This is a genomic window from Rufibacter tibetensis, from assembly GCF_001310085.1.
Lineage (GTDB): Bacteria > Bacteroidota > Bacteroidia > Cytophagales > Hymenobacteraceae > Nibribacter > Nibribacter tibetensis.
This window is the reverse complement of the sequence record NZ_CP012643.1, coordinates 646,712-666,890: the sequence shown is the minus strand read 5'-3', so window position 1 is coordinate 666,890 and position 20,179 is coordinate 646,712. Positions and strand designations below refer to the sequence as shown.

Below are 20,179 nucleotides of genomic sequence, written 5' to 3'. Positions count from 1 at the left end.
GGGTTATTTCCTTCTTTTATTATTAAAAACGCATCACAAACGGACAAGAAGTATAAATAGTTTTAAATATAAAAGCCCCGGCTCTGTATAGAACCGGGGCTTTTATATTTCAATATTGAAGGAGTGTCTACAGACTAACGGTAGATATGCTCACCGCGGTTGGTGCGCCACTCGTTTTCAAAGTAATCAGCATCCTCATGTGAACGAGGAGTAACGCCCATTACTATATTTCCTTCTTTAATGCCAGACTCATACACCTTGGCACGTTCTTCCGGAATGCCAGAGCCTACTAAGGCACCAAGTAAACCACCTGTCAGGCCACCAGCACCGGCACCAGCCAAACCAGCCGCCAACGGACCAGCAATCACCAAACCTAGTCCAGGAAGTGCAATAGAAGTACCAATAGCAGCAATGGCTCCAACAATAGCACCCAAAGTACCTCCAATAGCAGAACCAGCTCCGGCTCCTTCTAAGGCTTTGCTGCCAAGTTCTGTGTCGTTGTTTTCGCTGTCAGAAAAGTGGCGCTTACGAGCATCATCGCTCATAATCACGTTAATGTCATCTTTGCTGTAGCCGCGGCTGTGTAAAGAGTTGTACGCGCGTTCTGCACTGTCTCTGTCTCTGAACATACCGGTCATCATACCACCGCCACTGTTCATTCCGGTGCTGTTTAAACCTCCGCTGTTCAAGCCGCTGCTATTCATGTCGCCACTGTTCATGCCTCCATTGGGAGTATTTCCTGTCCTGTTTTCCATAGTTCTTTGTTTGATGTTTAGTAGATGTAACATAATGGTAATTACTGAGTCAATCACTTGTCTGGCAACTGACAATTAGTAGTTAGCTAAACGCAAAGACTACGTATTAGTTACATCTGTGCTCTAGGCAGAAAACACAAACGCCCATGCAGGGCACAGGCGTTTAGGTGGTATTTCAGGAAAATATCTTTAAAAGGAAAGGCAGTTCTTAGTTATAGACTTTAACCATGTACACGTAGTCCTGCAGCTTCTTCAACTGTTGCGGACGTGCGTTTCCGGCTAGGTTATTTACTTTAGGCAGAGAAATAGGGGTAGGCAACCGGTGTTCTGGAAGCTGGTCTAACAAAGTAAGCAAATACGCTGATTTAACTGCGAATGCAGCACCATCTACGCCCAGCATTTTGCCGGAAATCACACCAATCATGTTCCCACGATCATCAAGCAAAGGACCACCGCTGTTACCTGGGTTTAAAGGAATAGAGATCTGGTAAGAAGCCGTGTCTCCGTACACACCTGAGCGGGAACTAAGGGTGCCTTCCCCAAATACCACGTCTTCCCTTGGATAACCCAATGTGAACACACGCTCTCCTAACTCACTTTCTTTTTGTTTAAAGGAGTAAGGCAGTTTCCCGAAGCCGGTAAACGTTGTGTCTGTAACCCGCAGCAAGGCCAGGTCACGCACCTGGTCAGAGTAGATTTCCTCTACCTTGTATTTGATGCCATTCTTATTTTCAATCATCAGGGAATCGGCGCCCTCAATCACGTGGTAGCTGGTCACGAAGTACCCGTCTGAGGTAAGCACAAAGCCTGTACCCGAGAACTGGCCTGGATTGATGGAAACAGCTTTAGGAGTGATAGTATTACTGCCCAAAATAGCATTTTGCTTCCGCTTGAGGTCATCCATTTCACGGCGCAACTCTACGTAACGGGCAGCCTGCTGTTTGGTGGCTGACCGCCACATTTCCATTCCTAGTAAACTGCTGAACACCGTTACAATAGCAACCGTAGCAGCCACACCCATAGTTGCAGCGTACCGGCGCATAAAGATTTGAACTGGTGTTCTGCGTTTCAAAACAGGGGCTACTTTCACGTTTTCCTGTTGCCACTCCTGGTGGTGCTGGCTCAGGCGGTCACGCAAAGATTTTTGTTTGCCGTAGTTCTGCAGGGCAGCCGTAAACAGCTTCGCCTCCTTTACCCGTTGGGCAAAGACCGGGTCAGCGGCCATGCGTTCCTCCAGCATCCGGCGCTCTGTAGAGGTCACCTGGTGCTGATGGTAGCGTTCAATTAATTCTAATAATTCCCGTTCACTCATATATAGCTGTGCATCCTCTTAGGATGTCTGTTATTACGGACCTATTAATCAGGAAGGCACCTGATAATCTAAAAAGAACAGTTTCTTCAGGCGCATCAAACATTTGTACTTCTGGTTCTTGGCTGAGTCAACATTGTTGTAGCCAAATTTGTCAGTGATCTCAGCCATGCCCATGCTTCTGATATAAAAATCTTCCAGCAGTGTCTTGCAGGGTTCTCCCAGTTGAGACATGGCGTTGCTCATGGCTTCAAACTTGAGTTCGTTCTGCTCAGCCTGTTCTACTTCTCCTTCAACCTGTGGTACTATTTCTGACTCTGTGTCTTCCACCATACCATGGCTGAACCTGCTGCTGCGCGAAAGCCTCTTAAGCCACAACCGGCGGCAAATAGAATACAGGTAGGTCTTAATCTGGCAGTTTAATTCCAGTTGGCCTGCCTTTATCTTCTCGTAGAAGACAATCACCGCTTCCTGAAAAATATCCTTGGCATCATCCTCCGTTCCGCTGTTGCTCTGCACAAAAAACAGAACCATGGGGAAATGGAGTTTGTATAACCTGCTCAGAGCCGTGTCATCATCCTGAAGAATTCCTTCTATAATGGCCGCATCGGTCACTAGCGCCTTACTAATCATGCTCGTCAATTAATACAGTTTCAGTCAATTAGTAACCCACAGGAAAAAAATAAAAAATATTTCAAAAGCGTGGGTTACCTCTGGGGGGGTAGTGGTATAAAGGTTGAAATTAACGCTAAAACCCTTAAAACAAATTACAATGAAAAAGGTATTTTCTCTTGCCCTAGTTGCTGGTATGTTCGTTTTCGCTTCTTGCGAGTCTAAGTCTGCTGAAGGAACTGAAGGTGCTGCTACTGAGTCTACTGATGCTGCTGCTACTGAAGGCACTGATATGACTGGTACTGACACTACAACTACCACTACAACTGACGCTACTACAACTGGTACTACTACTGGTACTGACACTACTGCCACTACAACTGGCGCTACTACTGCTCAGTAATTAGTGGTGTGCGTCTGCACACCTCTCCTGCATAAGGAAAAGATAAGGCGTCTCTTACGGTTTGCGTATGAGACGCCTTACTTTTTTGCCCCGTTTGGTTTAAGCTTTGTTTTCTGTAAACAGGTCCTAAACCAAACGGGGCAATTTTCTTTTAGCGTTTGCGGCGTTCCAGTTCTTTTTTTACAAGGGAGAATTCACGGCTAGACTGACCAGCAATGGCGGTGTTTTCATCTGCCCGGCGCAACAGATACGGCATAACAGCCTCTACCGGACCGTAAGGAACATATTTAGCAACATTGTAGCCGGCGTGTGCCAGGTTGTAAGACAGGTTATCACTCATGCCCAGCAGCTGTGCAAAATAGATGCGTTCATCATTAGGCTGCACGTTGAATTCAGCCATCAGCTCCATGAGGTGGTAACAACTGTGCTCATTGTGGGTTCCGGCGCAGATGGCAATACGGTCAAGGTGCTCCATGCAGAACCGAAGTGACTCATCATACAAAGCATCGGTGGCTTGTTTGGTGGGGTTTATGGGATTGTTGAGTCCTTTTTGCTGCGCTACCCGACCTTCTTTCTCCATGTAGGCGCCCCTCACCAGTTTACCACCCAGGTAGTAACCCAGTTTTTGTGCCCGTTCAAAGTCACGTTTAATCACGTCCAGGCGGTCATGGCGGTACAATTGGTAGGTGTTATAGACAATGGGGCGCTCCTGGTTGTAGAGTTCCATCATCTCGTAGGTCATTTGGTCAATGGTTTCCTGCATCCAGCTTTCCTCAGCGTCAATAAAAACACGTACCCCGCGTTCATAGGCCCGTTGACAGATAGATTTTACGCGTGCTCTTACCCGGCCTAAAGCTGCTTTGTCAGATTGGGTTAGTTCCTGGGTTGCCTGGGCTTTGGCCAGCAAGGCCGGATCTGCCACCCCGGTCACCTTGAAAACGCTGAAGGGTATATGCTCAGAGGTAGCAGCCATCTCAATGGTAGAGATTATCTCCTGCACCGTGTGGTCGAAACTAGCCTCATTGCTTTCTCCTTCCACAGAGTAGTCCAGAATGGTTCCTATGCCAGAGCGGCCAAGTTTCTCAATGGTAGGTCTGCATTCCTCAATGGTTTCGCCCCCGCAGAACTGCTCAAAAATACTTTTCTTGATCAGGAATTTAACTGGCAGGTTCCAGCTCAACGCCTTCTTCATGAGACCTCCCCCCATTTTCACCATGGAGTTGTTGTTCATGGCCGCAAAAAGAAGGTAGGTTTTATATAATTCCGCATCAGATTTGTCAGCAAACGCAATGGCGGTATCTTCAAAAGAAACTTTCGGGGCAGGAGTCATAGATTATGTGCTACATTTAAGCTATGCAAAGATAACGTAAAAACGGTTGTTAGTTGTTTCTGAGAAGATTTGCCGAAATCATTTCTAAAACCCTACCGCCTTACTGATCTAGAGGATGGAACAGAAAAAAGAACTCAATTATTTTCACCAACTCAGCAAAGTGCGCCGCAAACCATTGGTCATTGCAGGCCCCTGCAGCGCCGAAACCCGAGACTAGGTTCTGGAGACTGCCCGCCAGTTAAAAGAACTGCAGGTAGATATTTTCAGGGCCGGAGTCTGGAAACTTCGCTCCAAACCGGGCACCTTTGAAGGCGTGGGGCCCGAGGGAATGAAATGGCTACAGGAAGTACGGCAAACGCATGGGTTACCTGTGGCTACCGAAGTCGCCGAATCCCACCACGTAGAAACCGCCCTCAAACACAACATAGACGTTCTCTGGATTGGCGCCCGCACCACAGGTAATCCTTTTGCAGTGCAGGAGCTCGCCGAAGCCCTACGCGGTACCAATGTTCCCGTCATGGTCAAGAACCCCGTAAACCCAGACCTGAGCCTTTGGGCCGGAGCAATAGAGCGGCTATGGGCAGTAGGGCTACAGGATGTAGCCGCCATTCACCGTGGGTTTTCATCCTTTGAGCCTACCCAGTACCGCAATGTTCCGCTTTGGCAGATTCCCATCCAACTGAAAGGCATGTACCCGTTTCTGCCCGTTGTGGTAGACCCCAGCCATATAGGAGGTAACCCAGACCATATTTTGCCTATTTCCCAGAAAGGATTGGACGTGGATTTTGAAGGAGTGATGATTGAGACCCATCTTAATCCGCTGACCGCCTTATCAGATGCCGGGCAGCAAATTACACCCCAAACCTTTAACGAGATAATAGCCAGGCTGCAGGTGCGCAGCATGCCAGATGCCGCCTTCATCAGCCGCACCGAAGAACTTCGCCAGAAAATAGATCGTGCCGACCAGGAAATCATTGAAGCCTTGGCCCGACGTATGCAACTGGTGGAAAAGATTGGCCAGGACAAAAAAGAAAACAACATTGCCCTATTTCAGCCAGACCGCTGGAAAAGCATCTTTGAAAGCCGTAAAACCTGGGCGCTGGAATTGCATGTAAACCCCGAGTTTGCCGCTGAACTTTATGAATTGATTCACCTGGAGTCCATCAGGATTCAATCGGAAATAGTAGGCGAATCAAAGGAAAAAGAATAGCAGAGCAAAAGGAGAGAGATAGATTGCGGTTTCACGATAGTTTTAGAAAAAGAGCTTAGAAACTGCTTCGTAGTAAGTGGACTAAGGCGAGTGCTTGATCATCTTTTATAGTAAATTCTATCTTCCTGAAAGGTTTGGCTGTACTTTTAACACTTGAGGAAATGTATTTTTGCTTTTTTAATTTTGAACTGCCCCAAACAATCCCGTTTTTGGGGAAATATCTGGTTTAAGGGCCTTTTAGGAAAAACAGCCCGAAAACAAATTAACGTAGAACACATTGACTGAAGAAATATTCATAGGCCAGGAAGCCATGGGCCAGTGGCAACAGTTGCTGCAAAATAGGGCCTTCAAAAAGACTGTAGTGTTGGTAGACGAGAACACGCATCGGCACTGTTACGCTCTCCTGAAGCCGTATTTACCCCAGGAACACCACGTGGTACACATCAAAAGTGGCGAGGAAAACAAGAATCTTGCTACCTGTGAGCACGTTTGGCGGGAACTCACCGAGCAAGGACTGGACCGTTGGAGTTTGTTAGTGAACCTGGGGGGCGGCGTTTTAACAGATTTAGGTGGTTTCTGCGCCAGTTTGTACAAGCGCGGCATTAGGTTCGTGAACGTGCCAACTACCTTGCTGTCTCAGGTAGACGCCAGCGTGGGCGGTAAAACCGGCATCGATTTCATGGGTTTTAAAAACCACATCGGGGTTTTTCAGGAGCCATTGGCGGTGCTGGTGAACCCAACGTTTCTTCAAACCTTGGACATGCGCCAGATGAAATCCGGCTACGCCGAGATCATCAAGCATTGGCTGATTATGGATGCTGAGAAGTTCTATGAGCAACGGTACATTGGCATGTTCACGGAAGACTGGACCGATTTGATCCGGCATTCCATAGATATCAAATCTCGCGTGGTTACTGCTGATCCATTGGAGAACGGCCTGCGCAAAATCCTGAATTTTGGGCATACCATTGGTCATGCGGTAGAAAGCTTTTACCTGGAGCAGCCTGGACAGGTGTTGCTGCATGGCGAGGCCATTGCTGTGGGTATGCTGTGTGAGGCCTGGCTTTCGGTGCAGAAAGGTTTGCTGCCGGAAGATGAGTTAAACCAGATTGAGACATTTATCTTGTCTATCTATGAAAAAGTAAACCTAGCCCAAGCTGATTTACAAGCCATCAGCCAGCTGTGTCTCCACGATAAAAAAAATGACGGGGCTACCATCAACTGTACCTTGCTGCAGAAGATTGGCGAGGCCGTTTATGATCAACCTATCACTTTACCTGAGGTACAAAGTGCCTTACGCTATTACCAATTACTATGATTTCAGCTGCTGCCGTGCGCGTATCGCACCCAACGGGCGTGTTACGTGGACGCGTGACCTTGCCCGCCTCCAAAAGTGAAGCCAACCGGGCCCTTATTATCAGGGCCCTATCCGGAAAGGATTTTCCTATTCATAACCTGTCAGACGCAAATGACACCCAGCTTTTGAATCGTCTGCTTTCCACGCCTGCCGGCGAAGAAGTAAGTGCCGAAGATGCGGGTACCGTGATGCGTTTTCTGACCGCTTATTACGCTGCCACTGGCCAGGAACTTACGTTAACCGGAACTCCCCGCATGTGCCAACGACCTATTGGAGTCTTGGTAGATGCGCTTCGGCAGTTGGGTGCTCAGATTGAGTATCTGGGTGAGGAAGGCTATCCGCCACTGCGAATGAAAGGCTTTGAGCCCGCTGGCACCAATCAATTGACTGTTCGCTCCGACATCAGTAGCCAGTATATTTCTGCGCTGCTTATGATTGCCCCGCTGTTACCACAAGGTTTGGAATTAACCTTAGAGGGTAAAATCAGCTCAGAGCCTTACATAAGAATGACTTTGGCGCAAATGACCCATTTTGGGGTGCAGGCTACTTTTGAGGGACAGAAAATAACTGTAGCTAAGCAGGAGTACCAGGCCAAAGAATACACTGTAGAATCAGACTGGTCGGCGGCTAGCTACTGGTATAGTATTACTGCGTTGGCCAAAGAAGCAGATTTGTTTCTTCCTGCCTTGCGATCAGATTCATTACAAGGTGACAGCGTACTTCCTGTATTGATGGCTCCTTTTGGTGTCCAGACCCAGTTTACTCCGGAAGGCGTGCAGTTAACGAAGAAGCCTGTTCAGGAGCCTTTGGCACAAATCGATTTCTTCGCCTGCCCAGATCTGGCCCAAACGGTAGCGGCTCTGGCAGCTGGTTTAGGTCTGGAAGTTGAAATGACAGGGCTGGAAAGTTTAAGAATCAAGGAAACGGACCGTATTGCCGCCCTTCAGTTTGAACTGGTAAAATTGGGAGCTGAACTTCGGGAGGTTTCTCCAGATGTTTTCAAGGTGTTTTTGGCTAAACAACCGGAAAACGAGCCAACCATTCATACCTATGAAGATCACCGCATGGCCATGGCCTTTGCACCCCTGGCTTTGAAAGTACCGGTTATCATAGAAGAACCGAAGGTAGTCAGGAAGTCTTACCCTACTTACTGGAATGAATTAGAAAAGGCTGGATTTGCCCTGGAGGTAAAATAAATTTTAAAGCCTGTACTCGACACAAAAAGCAATGCCCTCCCATTTTGCAAAATGGGAGGGCATTGCTTTTTGTGTAATTGATTTTGCCTCTTCTTTATCTGCTTAAGTTAAGAATAAAGTAGCATTGCAAGTTTGTGTTTACCTAAAATCTTCATGCTTGGTTTTACTTTTAGCAGCCGTGGTGATATCCTGCTAATACCTTCAATTATAGGTAATAGCATCTGTTTTTTGCGCGCAAGCCTAACACTTGTGAGTATAATGAATATAACTTTTTTGTTGTACAATGGCTTGATTAAAGATGTACCTAATGTGGCTTATGAACTTTTCCTATAAGGAGCTCGTTTAAAGGGCAAATGATGTCTTAACATCAGAACGCAACTAAAACGTACAACTATGAAAAATTTCAATGTTTGGATGCTGGCTGGTTCATGTATGATGGGCAGTATGACATTGGTTTCTTGCAATAAAACAGAAAAAGAAGCTTCTGCAGCAGACCGCGTAAAAGTAGAGCAGTTCCTGAAACAAGCAGCAACAAATGACAACTTTCAGTTGATGGCAGGTATGATGGCCAATGACCAAACTGAATCAGGTGAGGTGGGTGCTTTAGGGCAGAAAATATACCACGTACACTCCAGAACCACTCCGGTTCTAGCGGAGATTGCTAAGAAAAAAGATGTGCAACTTCCTGCTGAAATGGGAAGTGAAAACAAGGCCCTAGTAGACAGCCTTGAAGCGAAGAAAGGGGAGGAGTTTGACCAAACCTTTGCAAAGGTAGAAGTAGCAGCCCACGAGGAAGCAATCGCTTTCTATGAGAAAGCTGACAAAGAAGTAAGTGACCCTGATGTTCAGCAATTCATTGATCAGATTTTGCCGGTTCTAAAAGAGCACTTGGCAGAGGCGCAAGAACTGCAGAATGCAGTTGCGCAGGTTGACAAAGCAAAATAATTTTCAATCCATAAAAAAGCCCTGCCGTACTCAGTACGGCAGGGCTTTTTTATGGATGCTGTTATAATCATCTTAACTTGTCAACCAGTTACGTCATTAATTAACTTTTGCAAATAGGCTACAGAATGCAAAAGCCTGCTTCCGTACCAGCTAAACAATTCCCCATTTACTACTCTTACCAGTGCCTGTGGGCAAATGGCCTGAAACTCCTGAATGTGTTTCTCCTTGAACGGGAAAGGCTCAGAAGAAAGTAAAATCAAAGAAGGATTCGCTTCCTGCAACTGCTCAGGTGTTACCTCTGGGTATCTTGGCAAGTGGCCCAACACATTTTTGAAGCCACAAAGGGAAAGCACGTGGTCAATAAAGTTCTGGCTACCTACGCCCATATAAGGCTTGCGCCAGATAAAATATGCGGTAGCAATAGGGGTGCTGGCAGATTGTAGACAAGAGAATTGCTGTTGTAACAGGGCCACCAATTCTTTTGCTTTATCTGCCACCCCAGTTATCTCCCCAATACCAACCATCATCTTAAAAGCATCTTCTAAGGTGTAGATGTCGCTCATCCAGACGGGGAATTTCTCTTGTAACTGCTCAATGCCCTCCTGGTAGTTTTCTTCTTTGTTCCCAATAATTAAGTCAGGCTGGAGTTGGTCAATGGTCTCAAAATGGAAGTTCTTGGTACCTCCAACTTTCCTTTTCTGCTTAACCTGATCCTTAGGGTGGATGCAGAATTTAGTTACTCCTACCACTTTGTCTCCCAATCCTAAATGGAACAATAACTCGGTTTGAGAAGGGACAAGAGAAACGATCCGCTGGGGTGGGTGAGGCAACGTGATTTGCCGGTTCATTTGATCAGTAAAGAGCACTTTAGGATTAGAATTGAAGTGAAAACAAGATTTGATGGGGGAGAAAAGGTGCTAACCTCATACGCTTTGTCGTTCTAGCTGCCTTTCAAGAAATCAGATAGAAAATGGGCCCTTTGGTTTGAGAGTAGAATTTTAGCTACTATTTCTCTGCCGCCATTCGTGATCCAAGATTGCATACACATAAGAATCACACCACTGGCCTTTGATGAAAATGTTCTCTTTGAAATGAGCTTCGCGACGCATGCCTAGTTTCTCCATAATTTTATATGAGCCAACGTTACGCGGGTCACAGTCAGCCCAGATGCGGTGGAGGTGAAGTTCTTCAAACCCATACTTCATCAAGGCTGCGGCGGCTTCTGAGGTGTAACCTTTGTTCCAGTAGGTTCTATTCAGGATATACCACAGCACAGCTTCCTCAGCATCATAGTCCACTTTCATGCCTACCCGGCCTATCAGCATGCTGGTAGTTTTCAGCACGATGGCTAGGTCGAATAAGGTTCTGGGATACTCCTTGGCTTCCTCCAGGCAAACCTTAATGTACTCCAGACTTTCTTTGCTGTTGCGTACTTCAGCGGTCTGGTAGCGCATTACCTCCTCCTCAGATTCATAGAGATTGGTAAAATGCCAGTCATCTTCTTTGAACTCGCGCAAGTGCAACCGAGGGGTGAGTAATTCCATGGTTTATTAAGGGTGCTGTGTGAAGGTACCAACAGACGCAAATTAAACCATTTGTTTTGGTTTTGGTTTTTCTGCTTTTGTTTAACGCAGAACTTCATTTCCGTTCCGAAGCTTAGAAGGAGAGCATAGGCCTTCTTTATCGAGGATTAATGGATCAATTTTAGTTGGCTGTTTTCTCAAATAAGCCTAAAAACTAAAAGGCCTGTGGAGTTTACTAAACTTCACAGGCCTTGGAAAAGATGTTTCTAAGCTGGTTTTTGAAAAGGAGCCTAAAAGCTTATTTCAAATAACGGAAATCATGTCCGCTTTGCAGCTGGGTCAGGAAATGGTAATACAGTTGAATAATGTTCTCCACGTCATCTTTATGCACTGTTTCTACGGTTGTGTGCATGTACTTCAAAGGCAGGGAAATCAACGCGGAAGCCACACCTTCAGAAGAATAGGCGAAGGCATCGGTATCGGTACCTGTAGCGCGGGTAGCGGCGGCCCGCTGGAACGGTATTTCGTTTTTCCGGGCTACCTCAATCAGCATGTCCAAAAGGTTGTTTTGTACCGCAGGGCCATAGGTAAGCACTAAGCCTTTGCCACAATGTAAGTCACCGTTGGTTTTCTTCTCATACCCCTGAGACTGCGTATCATGAGTAACGTCTGTGATAACAGCCACATTTGGTTTAATGCGGTGGGCAATCATCTCGGCACCCCGAAGACCGATTTCCTCCTGCACGGCATTTACGATGTATAACCCGAAAGGAAGCTTCACTTCGTTTTCCTTCAGCATACGGGCTACCTCAGCAATCATGAACCCTCCGATTCTGTTGTCTAAGGCACGACCTACGTAGTATTTTTCATTCATCACCCAGAACTCATCGTCAAAAGTGACTACGCAGCCTACGTGAATGCCCATGTCTTCTACTTCCTGCTTGTTGGCAGCACCACAGTCTAGAAAGATGGTTTCTACGGTAGGGGCTTTGTCCTGGTCTGGTTTGCGTACATGAATGGCCGGGTAGCCAAATACCGCTTTTACCAGTCCTTTTTTGGTATGAATGTTCACGCGTTTAGAAGGAGCTATAACAGCATCAGAGCCTCCGTTACGACGTACGTAGATGTAGCCCTCTGGTGTGATATAGTTCACAAACCAAGAGATTTCATCGGCGTGCGCCTCAATAACCACCTTGTATTCCGCCTCAGGGTTAATTACACCTACTACAGAGCCGTACGTGTCTACGAAGTACTCGTCAATGTAGGGCTTGATGTAGTCTAACCACAGTTTTTGGCCTGATGACTCAAAGCCGGTTGGTGCGGCGTTATTGAGATAGGTCTGTAAGAAATTAAAGCTTTCTTCTCTCATAGCTTTCTGTTTAGGTGGAGCAAAGCACTCTCCGGTAGTTGTTTGTCAGTTGAAGTAGTAGATTGGCTGGGGTGCTTTGTCATCACCAGCCAAAGGCGCATTAAATGTTGAATAGGGTTCAGGTATAGATTTTAGTTGCTTTTTGATATAGCTTCTAAAATCCGGCTACGGGTTTATTTTTACAACGGAATGTTTCCGTGCTTTTTCTTAGGTAATTGGTCTACTTTGTTTTCCAGCATCTTAAAGGCTCTGATCAGCTTGGCACGAGTTTCAGACGGATAAATCACTTCATCCACAAAGCCACGGTGGGCGGCTCTGTACGGGGTAGCAAACTTGGCCTGGTACTCAGCTACTTTCTCAGCTAGTTTGGCTTCAGGGTCTTCAGCGGCAGCGATCTCACGTTTGAAGATGATTTCAGCGGCTCCTTTGGCACCCATCACGGCAATCTCAGCTGTAGGCCAGGCGTAGTTCAGGTCAGCCCCTATGTGTTTGGAGTTCATCACATCATAGGCGCCACCATACGCTTTTCTGGTAATGACGGTTACACGTGGCACCGTGGCTTCGCAGAAAGCATACAGTAATTTAGCTCCATTGGTGATGATGCCCCGCCACTCCTGGTCAGTACCTGGCAAGAAACCAGGCACGTCTTCCAACACCAGTAGCGGAATGTTGAAGGAATCACAGAAACGGACGAAACGGGCTGCTTTGGTGCTGGCGTTGATGTCCAGAACCCCGGCTAAAACGGCTGGTTGGTTTCCTACAATCCCGATGCTGCGGCCTGCCAATCTGGCAAAGCCTACCACAATGTTCTCCCCGAAGTTCTTGTGCACTTCTAGAAAAGATCCATCATCTATGACCCCTTCAATCACCTCGCGGATATCATAAGGTTGATTAGGATTATCCGGAACAATGGTGTTAAGGATTTCGCGGCTTTCGTCAGCTTGCGGTTCATACGGTAGGGCAGGAGGAAGCTCCTCGCAGTTCTGTGGCATATAGCTCAAAAGCTGCTTTATGTTCTGAATACAAACCACTTCATTGGCGCAAGAGAAATGGGTTACACCGCTTTTAGTACTGTGGGTACTGGCACCACCTAATTCCTCAGACGTTACGGTTTCATGCGTTACCGTTTTTACCACGTTAGGGCCGGTCACAAACATGTAAGAGGTGTCTTCCACCATCAGGATGAAGTCAGTGATAGCAGGGGAGTAAACAGCTCCACCGGCGCATGGGCCCATGATACCAGATAGTTGCGGTACTACGCCAGACGCCAAGGTATTTTTGTAGAAGATATCGGCGTAGCCACCCAAAGAAACAACGCCTTCCTGGATACGGGCACCACCTGAATCATTCAAACCAATGACTGGGGCCCCGTTTTTCATGGCCAGATCCATGATCTTCACAATCTTCTCGGCATGGGTTTCTGAGAGAGAACCCCCAAATACCGTGAAGTCTTGGGAAAATACGTAGACCAAGCGACCATTCACAGTACCATACCCAGTCACTACGCCGTCACCCAAATAGTATTCTTTGTCCAACCCGAAATCTTTGGAGCGGTGCATCACAAACTTGCCAATCTCTTCAAAAGAGCCTTCGTCCATCAGCAGGTCTATTCGTTCACGGGCCGTAAGTTTGCCCTTCTTATGCTGTGCATCAATGCGCGCCTGGCCGCCTCCTAAGAGTGCCTCGGCATTTTTGCGGTCTAGAATCTCAAATTTGCTGTTCAGGTTATTTTGGTCTGACATTGAAGCAGTTTGATGTTGGTACAAGAAATCAAATTTAGGAAAGAATAGGGCAGTGTAAAATTTTTGTTATGTTTTTCTCAAAACAGCTTGAAAACAAAAAAAGGCTGACAGTTTGTCTGTCAGCCTTTCCAAAGATTAGTTAGTAATTAGTCTTTCTTTTTGCCATCTGTAGGCGTGGTTTCTTCCTCTTCAGAAGAAGACGTTTCCGGAAGATCATCAGAAGTATCTGGAGCTACGCCTTCGTTCTTGCGGTTCGCAAACGTAAGCTCTTCTTTACCTTCTTCGTAATCAATCACGATGGTGTCTCCCTGGGCCAGTTCGGCTTTCAGGATTTCCTCCGCAATTGGGTCTTCCATGTACTTGGTGATCGCGCGGTTCAACGGACGGGCACCATATTTAGAGTCATATCCTTTCTCAGCCACAAAATCTTTGGCTTTGTCAGTGATCTCAATGGTGTAACCCAATGTTTTCACGCGGGTCAACAACTTGGCAAGAGAGATATCAATGATTTTATGGATATCTTCTTTTTGCAGAGAGTTGAACACCACTACGTCATCCAAACGGTTCAGGAACTCAGGAGAGAACGTTTTCTTCAAAGCAGCCGCTATGGTGCCTTTCATGATGTCGTCCATGTTCTCCTGGCGGGTCTTGGTTGCAAAACCAACCCCAGCCCCGAAGTCTTGCAAGTCACGGGCTCCAATGTTCGAGGTCATGATAATGATGGTGTTTCTGAAGTCAACTTTGCGGCCAAGACCATCTGTTAACACACCGTCATCTAGTACTTGCAACAACAGGTTGTACACGTCTGGGTGCGCTTTCTCAATCTCATCCAGCAATACTACAGAGTATGGCTTACGACGGATTTTCTCCGTTAACTGACCACCTTCTTCGTAACCTACGTAGCCTGGAGGCGCTCCCACTAAGCGAGATACGCTGAATTTCTCCATGTACTCACTCATGTCAATACGCACCAGCGCATCTTCCTTGTCAAACAGGTAGGTAGCCAGAACTTTCGCAAGCTCAGTTTTACCAACCCCGGTAGGTCCAAGGAATACGAAGGAACCAATCGGGCGCTTAGGGTCTTTCAAACCAACGCGGGTACGCTGGATCGCTTTCACCAACTGGGTGATCGCTTTCTCCTGACCAATTACTTTGCCTTTCAGCTCTTCGCCCATGTTCAAAAGCTTCAAGCTTTCTTTCTGCGCGATACGTTTCACCGGAATACCCGTCATCATGGCGATTACCTCGGCCACGTTTTCTTCTTTCACGGCGTAACGCTTCTTCTTGGTTTCCTCTTCCCAGCTCTTTTTAGCAGCTTCTAATTGGTCAAGAAGTTTCTTTTCTTTATCACGTAGTTGAGCAGCCTCTTCATATTTCTGGCTTTTCACTACGCGGTTTTTCTCATCCTTGATGTTCTCAATGGATTGCTCCAGTTTGAGAATATCTTCTGGCACCACAATGTTGTTGATGTGCACGCGGGCACCGGCCTCATCCAGAATATCAATGGCTTTGTCTGGTAAGAAACGGTCGCTCATGTAGCGGTCGCTCAACTTCACACAGGCCTCAATGGCTTTGTCTGAATAGGTTACATGGTGGTGATCCTGGTATTTGTCTTTGATGTTGTGCAGGATCTCAATGGTTTCCTCTGGCGTGGTAGGGTCTACCATTACAATCTGGAAACGACGAGCCAAGGCTCCATCTTTCTCAATGTACTGACGGTACTCGTCTAGCGTAGTAGCGCCAATGCATTGGATTTCGCCGCGGGCCAGCGCAGGTTTGAACATGTTAGAGGCATCCAGAGATCCGGAAGCTCCACCAGCACCTACAATGGTGTGCAGCTCATCAATGAACAGAATCACGTCCGGAGATTTTTCCAGTTCGTTCATCACGGCTTTCATACGCTCTTCAAACTGACCGCGGTATTTAGTACCCGCTACCAAAGAGGCAAGGTCTAAGGTTACCACGCGTTTTCCGAAAAGCACACGAGAAACTTTTTTCTGAATAATGCGCAGCGCAAGACCTTCAGCGATGGCAGTTTTACCAACACCGGGCTCCCCAATCAGGATTGGGTTGTTTTTCTTACGACGGCTCAATACCTGAGCCACGCGCTCAATTTCTTTTTCACGACCCACAATAGGGTCCAGTTTGCCTTCCTCGGCCAATTTAGTCAGATCACGACCGAAGTTATCCAACACCGGAGTGCGGGATTTCTCGGCACCCTTCTTCGCGGCAGAGCCAGCACCTCCTTTAGAGGAAGATCCGAAGAGTTTGTCGTTATCATCGTTGTCATCGGTATCTGAAGAGGCAAGAGGGTTGTTAGCATGATAGTCTAACGAATCCCGAATAGCTTCGTAGTTCACGTTGAATTTTGCTAAGGTTTGCGATGAAATATTATCCTCATCCCGCAAAATAGACAGCAACAGGTGTTCTGTACCTATGATGTCAGACTTGAAGATTTTGGCCTCCAAATACGTTATTTTCAGGACCTTTTCCGTCTGTTTGGTAAGAGGAATACTACCGGTAATATTTGTATTAGGGCTGGCGGTGTTTTTGGTGGCCTGCTCAAGTGCGTACTTAAGTTCCTCCATAGGTACCCCCAACTTTTTAAGCAAAGCGATTGCGGTGCCTTCTCCTTCGCGGATCATACCCAGAAGCAGGTGCTCGGTACCAATGTAATCATGGCCCAGGCGGATGGCTTCCTCGCGACTGAGAGAGATTACCTCTTTCACTCTATTTGAGAATTTGGCTTCCATGTAAGTTCTTGTCTAGTAAAATGTTGTTGTGCGTATGCTGCAACTGTGCTGCCTTGGCAACTCTGTGAAATTAACAAATTGGGTGGGGCAAATGTTCAACAGAAAGCCGCAGGATTCTGTAAATAAGTAGATGCCTCTGGGCCAAGGTTAAACAACAAGTCCAGTATACTCAGGTTTATTGCAAATTGTTTGCCAAACACCTGCCGGTATGGCATTAAGCGCAAATTGTCAGGCTCCCTTTTAGGGTGAAGTTCCCCGCGCCAATCCAACACCGGTGCCTCATATGTTTTTACATACGTTTGGGTAAGGCTTATGGGTTGCTTAAGCTTTAGGAATTTAGCGAAAAGTTTAAGTAGATCCATATTCAGCTCAAAAAGCCTGGCTGGCTTGCGGTCATACACGTCTTTAAAATAGTCTGCATAGAACTCAAAAAAAGGTGCGCTGCCGTAGGCGCTCTGGATGGTACGCCAGTGAATGTCTACCCAGCGTTGCCCGTAGTCAATTTCCAGATCTGTCACCAGAATCTTGCTGTTCCCTTTCACCACCGGAATGGACAGGGGCACCACGCCTTGTGCGGTAAGGATGTGGCAGCGGTTGCGGTAGCTTTGTTTCTGATAATGCTCATGGGCTTCCACAAGTAATTCATCGGCTTCAAAAGCTTTTTGAAAATAAAGGATGCTGGGGTTGTACTGGATTTCGGTTAATAACTGCATGCAAGGACAAAGTGGAATAAATGCAAGTAAGTAAAATTCTACAGACTTGCCCGGAAACCCCCGGTTGACTGAAAGAAACTCTATAGCTCTGGCAATAAAGGACCAGATATAGGACTTAGAATACATTCTGTACTTAGCAGGGCCTTCTCTTACAGTGAATGTTAGCTTTATTGTCAGTATGAAACTCAAACATAACAGGTCTGTAAGTAGCAAAATGTCCTACTTTTCAATTGCTTGGCTACTAGTCATTAGCAAAACTAGGTTTAACATATGGATAGGGTAGGTGCTTTATGATTAGGTCCTGCTTTGGGCTATCAAACATGTACACGTTTTGAAGCTGGTTTCGCTAAACCAAGACCAAAATATTGGCCCTAGTATCCTAAAGGAAACGGGCAGAGGAAAGGTTGGCAGAACTTTATGCCTGTACTTTTGCCTTTTAGAAGATCAACCGTACAAGACGGTTGTTTACATCATATTAAATCATGTCTACTAAAAAGCTTTCAGATATACCTGTTTCAGTATTGGACCTGGTGCCAATCCTGCACGAGAAAACCGCTGCTGAATCTTTCAAAAATACTGTTGACCTGGCCCAAAAGGTAGAGCAACTTGGCTACAAACGTTATTGGATGGCCGAACACCACAACATGGCAGGTATTGCCAGTTCGGCTACCGTTGTCTTAATTGGGCACGTGGCTGGTGCTACTTCCAAATTGCGGGTAGGGTCCGGTGGTATTATGTTGCCCAACCACGCCCCCTTAGTAGTGGCGGAGCAGTTTGGTACCCTGGCCACCTTGTACCCGGGGCGCATTGACCTGGGCTTAGGCCGCGCCCCGGGAACCGATCAAATGACGGCCCATGCCTTGCGGCGTGATTTACGCGGATCAGTGGATGAGTTCCCACAAAACGTAGTGGAACTGAAAAACTATTTAGGTCCCGTAGACCCTACAGCCCGTGTGCGGGCAGTGCCTGGGGAAGGATCTAATGTTCCCATCTGGATTTTAGGATCCAGTACTTTTGGCGCGCAATTAGCAGGTATTTTAGGAATGCCTTACGCCTTTGCGAGCCACTTTGCACCTTCCCAGCTGCATGCTGCTTTAAAGGTCTACAAAGAAAGTTTCCAGCCGGTTGGTGAGTTGAAAGAGCCTTACGCCATGGCTTGTGTGAACGTGATCGCCGCTGATACAGATGAAGAAGCTATCTATCAGTCTACTTCCTTGTACCAATCCTTCCTGAATGTGGTGCGCGGTACGGCCAAACCCATGCAGTCTCCGGTCAAAAGTATGGAGGGCCTGTGGGATGCCTCTGAACGTTATGCCGTGCAGCAGATGCTTCGGTATTCTTTTATTGGCGGGCCTAAAACCATACAGGAAGAGTTACAGGCCTTCCTGAACGAAACAGGGGTAGATGAGATCATGGTGGGTTCCAACATGTATGAACACACTGCCCGGGTACACTCCTATGAAATCATCTCTGAGTTCTTTCAGAAGTCGGCTTAAGTTTTAACCAAAGGATTTTGAAACGGGAGCGTCCCTACTGGAGAAATATTTTCTTCCAGTAGGGACGCTCCCGTTTTATGGTAACTGGGTAAGGTGTTGTGTGGAAAGAAAAAGCCGAAGGAGCAGGTCGGGTAAATTTATAATTGCTATTACCTTTGCAGGAGTGGGAGGGTAGCACCTGTTCTTGCCCCGTTTTTCTGAAAATGCATCAAAATCAATTCTCTATGTCTCGCCCTGACCTGCGCCCAGGTCAGCTTCCGCTCTGGTGGTTGCTTAAGGGAATTTCACTGTTGCCCTTCCCGGTGCTTTATGCCTTTTCCACTTTCCTTTATGTGGTGTTGTACCACCTCATTGGCTACCGTAAGAAAGTGGTGCGGCAAAACCTGGAGAAATCTTTTCCTCAGAAAAGTGTTGCTGAGCTGCGCAAAATTGAAAAGCAGTTTTTCCTGAACTTAACCGATATCATGGTAGAGACCTTGAAATTGGTCTCCCTTTCTCCTCAAGACCTTGCAAAACGAGTTTACCTGCACAGAAGCGAGAAGATAGAAAATTACCTGAACCAAGGAGTTCCTGTCATGATCATGGGGGCTCACTTGGGCAATTGGGAATTCATGTCGTCGGCGGGAAACAGGCATTTCCCCTTTCCAGTGGATGGGGTATATAAACCTTTGGCCAGTTCTTTCTTTGAATCTTTCCTGTGGTTTCTGCGAAGCCGCTTTGGAATCACGCTGGTCAAGATGAAAGACACCCTTCGCCACCTGTTGCGGCACCGGGGTCAGCCAAGAATTCTTTCCCTGCTATCAGACCAGGTGCCGCCCTACGGCGAAATCCAGTACTGGACCAACTTCCTGCACCAGGACACCGCCTTCTATGTTGGGGCCGACAAGCTGAGAACCTCTTTCAACTATCCTACTTTTTTTGTTGGCATGCGTCACGTAAAACGCGGCTACTATGAAGTGGTTTTCCAGGAACTGTTACCTCTGCCTCAAGCCGGCGTGAAAGAAGAGGGGCATCCCCTTACCGAGGTTTTCGCCCGAAAACTGGAAGCGTGGGTAAATCAATATCCGGCAGAATACCTGTGGTCCCACAAGCGGTGGAAACACCAGCGTCCCGCTACTAGCGTTCAGGGTACCTAATTGATAATCTATTGACATCATTCTGCAAGTGTGTATTTCAGGTGCGTGTGAGGCACTTTGGAGACAACTATGTCAGCTTGATCCTTTCTTAAATTTATTTCAATCCTGATGCAGCCTTTTCGGACCAGTGGAGTCTTTCATGGAGAAGAGGCTCTTTGCTTTGATTGATACTTCTCTTCCATTACTAAATAGCTAAAATTCATTTAATACATAATTGTTAATATATGTTAATATTTTGCTATTTCAATAACATCCCTTGTACTTAGATTTCTGATTCAAATAACTGAAATATAGGACACGAGAGGCGCAAGTGAGCGGCAGTAAGACACA

The 20,179-nt window shown here is 46.8% G+C and carries 17 protein-coding genes; 7 read left to right on the top strand and 10 right to left on the bottom strand.

Annotated features, from left to right (window positions below; translation table 11 throughout):
• Positions 1-134: 134 nt before the first annotated feature.
• The 3 genes from DC20_RS02495 to DC20_RS02485 form a co-directional block, all read right to left on the bottom strand.
• Complete coding sequence (locus DC20_RS02495; protein ID WP_062545760.1) at positions 135-659, bottom strand: hypothetical protein; 525 nt, start codon at positions 657-659, stop codon at positions 135-137.
• A 304-nt stretch (positions 660-963) separates the two neighbouring features.
• Positions 964-2,067, bottom strand: a complete 1,104-nt coding sequence (locus tag DC20_RS02490; protein ID WP_062542378.1) for a S1 family peptidase — start codon at positions 2,065-2,067, stop codon at positions 964-966.
• Between the two features lie 48 nt (positions 2,068-2,115).
• The gene (locus DC20_RS02485) at positions 2,116-2,697 is read right to left on the bottom strand and encodes an RNA polymerase sigma factor (RefSeq protein ID WP_062542377.1); all 582 of its coding nucleotides are present in this window, start codon (positions 2,695-2,697) and stop codon (positions 2,116-2,118) included.
• A gap of 139 nt (positions 2,698-2,836) precedes the next feature.
• Here DC20_RS02485 and DC20_RS02480 point away from each other — a divergent pair, with 139 nt between their 5' ends.
• Positions 2,837-3,079 (top strand): hypothetical protein, encoded by a 243-nt coding sequence (locus DC20_RS02480; protein WP_062542376.1) that lies wholly within the window; start codon positions 2,837-2,839, stop codon positions 3,077-3,079.
• 151 nt (positions 3,080-3,230) lie between these two features.
• On the opposite strand, the gene DC20_RS02475 is transcribed toward DC20_RS02480, so the two are convergent.
• Positions 3,231-4,409, bottom strand: coding sequence for a proline dehydrogenase family protein (locus tag DC20_RS02475; RefSeq protein ID WP_062542375.1), 1,179 nt, complete (start codon positions 4,407-4,409; stop codon positions 3,231-3,233).
• A gap of 220 nt (positions 4,410-4,629) precedes the next feature.
• Here DC20_RS02475 and DC20_RS02470 point away from each other — a divergent pair, with 220 nt between their 5' ends.
• From DC20_RS02470 to DC20_RS02455, 4 genes are all read left to right on the top strand, one after another.
• The gene (locus DC20_RS02470) at positions 4,630-5,619 is read left to right on the top strand and encodes a chorismate mutase (protein ID WP_316934525.1); all 990 of its coding nucleotides are present in this window, start codon (positions 4,630-4,632) and stop codon (positions 5,617-5,619) included.
• A 277-nt stretch (positions 5,620-5,896) separates the two neighbouring features.
• Positions 5,897-6,937: a 3-dehydroquinate synthase gene (gene aroB, locus DC20_RS02465; RefSeq protein WP_071885362.1), complete on the top strand. Its 1,041-nt coding sequence runs from the start codon at positions 5,897-5,899 to the stop codon at positions 6,935-6,937.
• Positions 6,934-8,172 (top strand): 3-phosphoshikimate 1-carboxyvinyltransferase, encoded by a 1,239-nt coding sequence (locus tag DC20_RS02460; RefSeq protein ID WP_062542374.1) that lies wholly within the window; start codon positions 6,934-6,936, stop codon positions 8,170-8,172. The genes aroB and DC20_RS02460 overlap by 4 nt, the downstream gene beginning before the upstream one ends.
• A 393-nt stretch (positions 8,173-8,565) precedes the next feature.
• On the top strand, positions 8,566-9,117 hold the full coding sequence (locus DC20_RS02455) for a DUF4142 domain-containing protein (protein ID WP_083470219.1): 552 nt from the start codon (positions 8,566-8,568) through the stop codon (positions 9,115-9,117).
• Positions 9,118-9,197: 80 nt separating this feature from the next.
• Here DC20_RS02455 and DC20_RS02450 read toward each other — a convergent pair whose 3' ends face one another.
• The 6 genes from DC20_RS02450 to DC20_RS02425 all read right to left on the bottom strand — a co-directional run bounded on the left by DC20_RS02450 (position 9,198) and on the right by DC20_RS02425 (position 17,217).
• Positions 9,198-9,965, bottom strand: a complete 768-nt coding sequence (locus DC20_RS02450) for a helical backbone metal receptor (RefSeq protein ID WP_062542372.1) — start codon at positions 9,963-9,965, stop codon at positions 9,198-9,200.
• Between the two features lie 150 nt (positions 9,966-10,115).
• Positions 10,116-10,661, bottom strand: a complete 546-nt coding sequence (locus DC20_RS02445; protein WP_062542371.1) for a GNAT family N-acetyltransferase — start codon at positions 10,659-10,661, stop codon at positions 10,116-10,118.
• Positions 10,662-10,938: 277 nt separating this feature from the next.
• Positions 10,939-12,009, bottom strand: a complete 1,071-nt coding sequence (locus DC20_RS02440) for a M42 family metallopeptidase (protein ID WP_062542370.1) — start codon at positions 12,007-12,009, stop codon at positions 10,939-10,941.
• Between the two features lie 179 nt (positions 12,010-12,188).
• On the bottom strand, positions 12,189-13,751 hold the full coding sequence (locus tag DC20_RS02435; protein ID WP_062542369.1) for an acyl-CoA carboxylase subunit beta: 1,563 nt from the start codon (positions 13,749-13,751) through the stop codon (positions 12,189-12,191).
• A 146-nt stretch (positions 13,752-13,897) separates the two neighbouring features.
• Complete coding sequence (locus DC20_RS02430; RefSeq protein ID WP_062542368.1) at positions 13,898-16,504, bottom strand: ATP-dependent Clp protease ATP-binding subunit; 2,607 nt, start codon at positions 16,502-16,504, stop codon at positions 13,898-13,900.
• Between the two features lie 95 nt (positions 16,505-16,599).
• Positions 16,600-17,217 (bottom strand): WbqC family protein, encoded by a 618-nt coding sequence (locus tag DC20_RS02425; RefSeq protein ID WP_062545758.1) that lies wholly within the window; start codon positions 17,215-17,217, stop codon positions 16,600-16,602.
• A gap of 482 nt (positions 17,218-17,699) precedes the next feature.
• On the opposite strand from DC20_RS02425, the gene DC20_RS02420 reads away from it, so the two are divergent.
• Complete coding sequence (locus DC20_RS02420) at positions 17,700-18,713, top strand: LLM class flavin-dependent oxidoreductase (protein ID WP_062542367.1); 1,014 nt, start codon at positions 17,700-17,702, stop codon at positions 18,711-18,713.
• 224 nt (positions 18,714-18,937) lie between these two features.
• On the top strand, positions 18,938-19,849 hold the full coding sequence (locus tag DC20_RS02415; RefSeq protein WP_062542366.1) for a lysophospholipid acyltransferase family protein: 912 nt from the start codon (positions 18,938-18,940) through the stop codon (positions 19,847-19,849).
• The last annotated feature ends 330 nt before the right edge of the window (positions 19,850-20,179 follow it).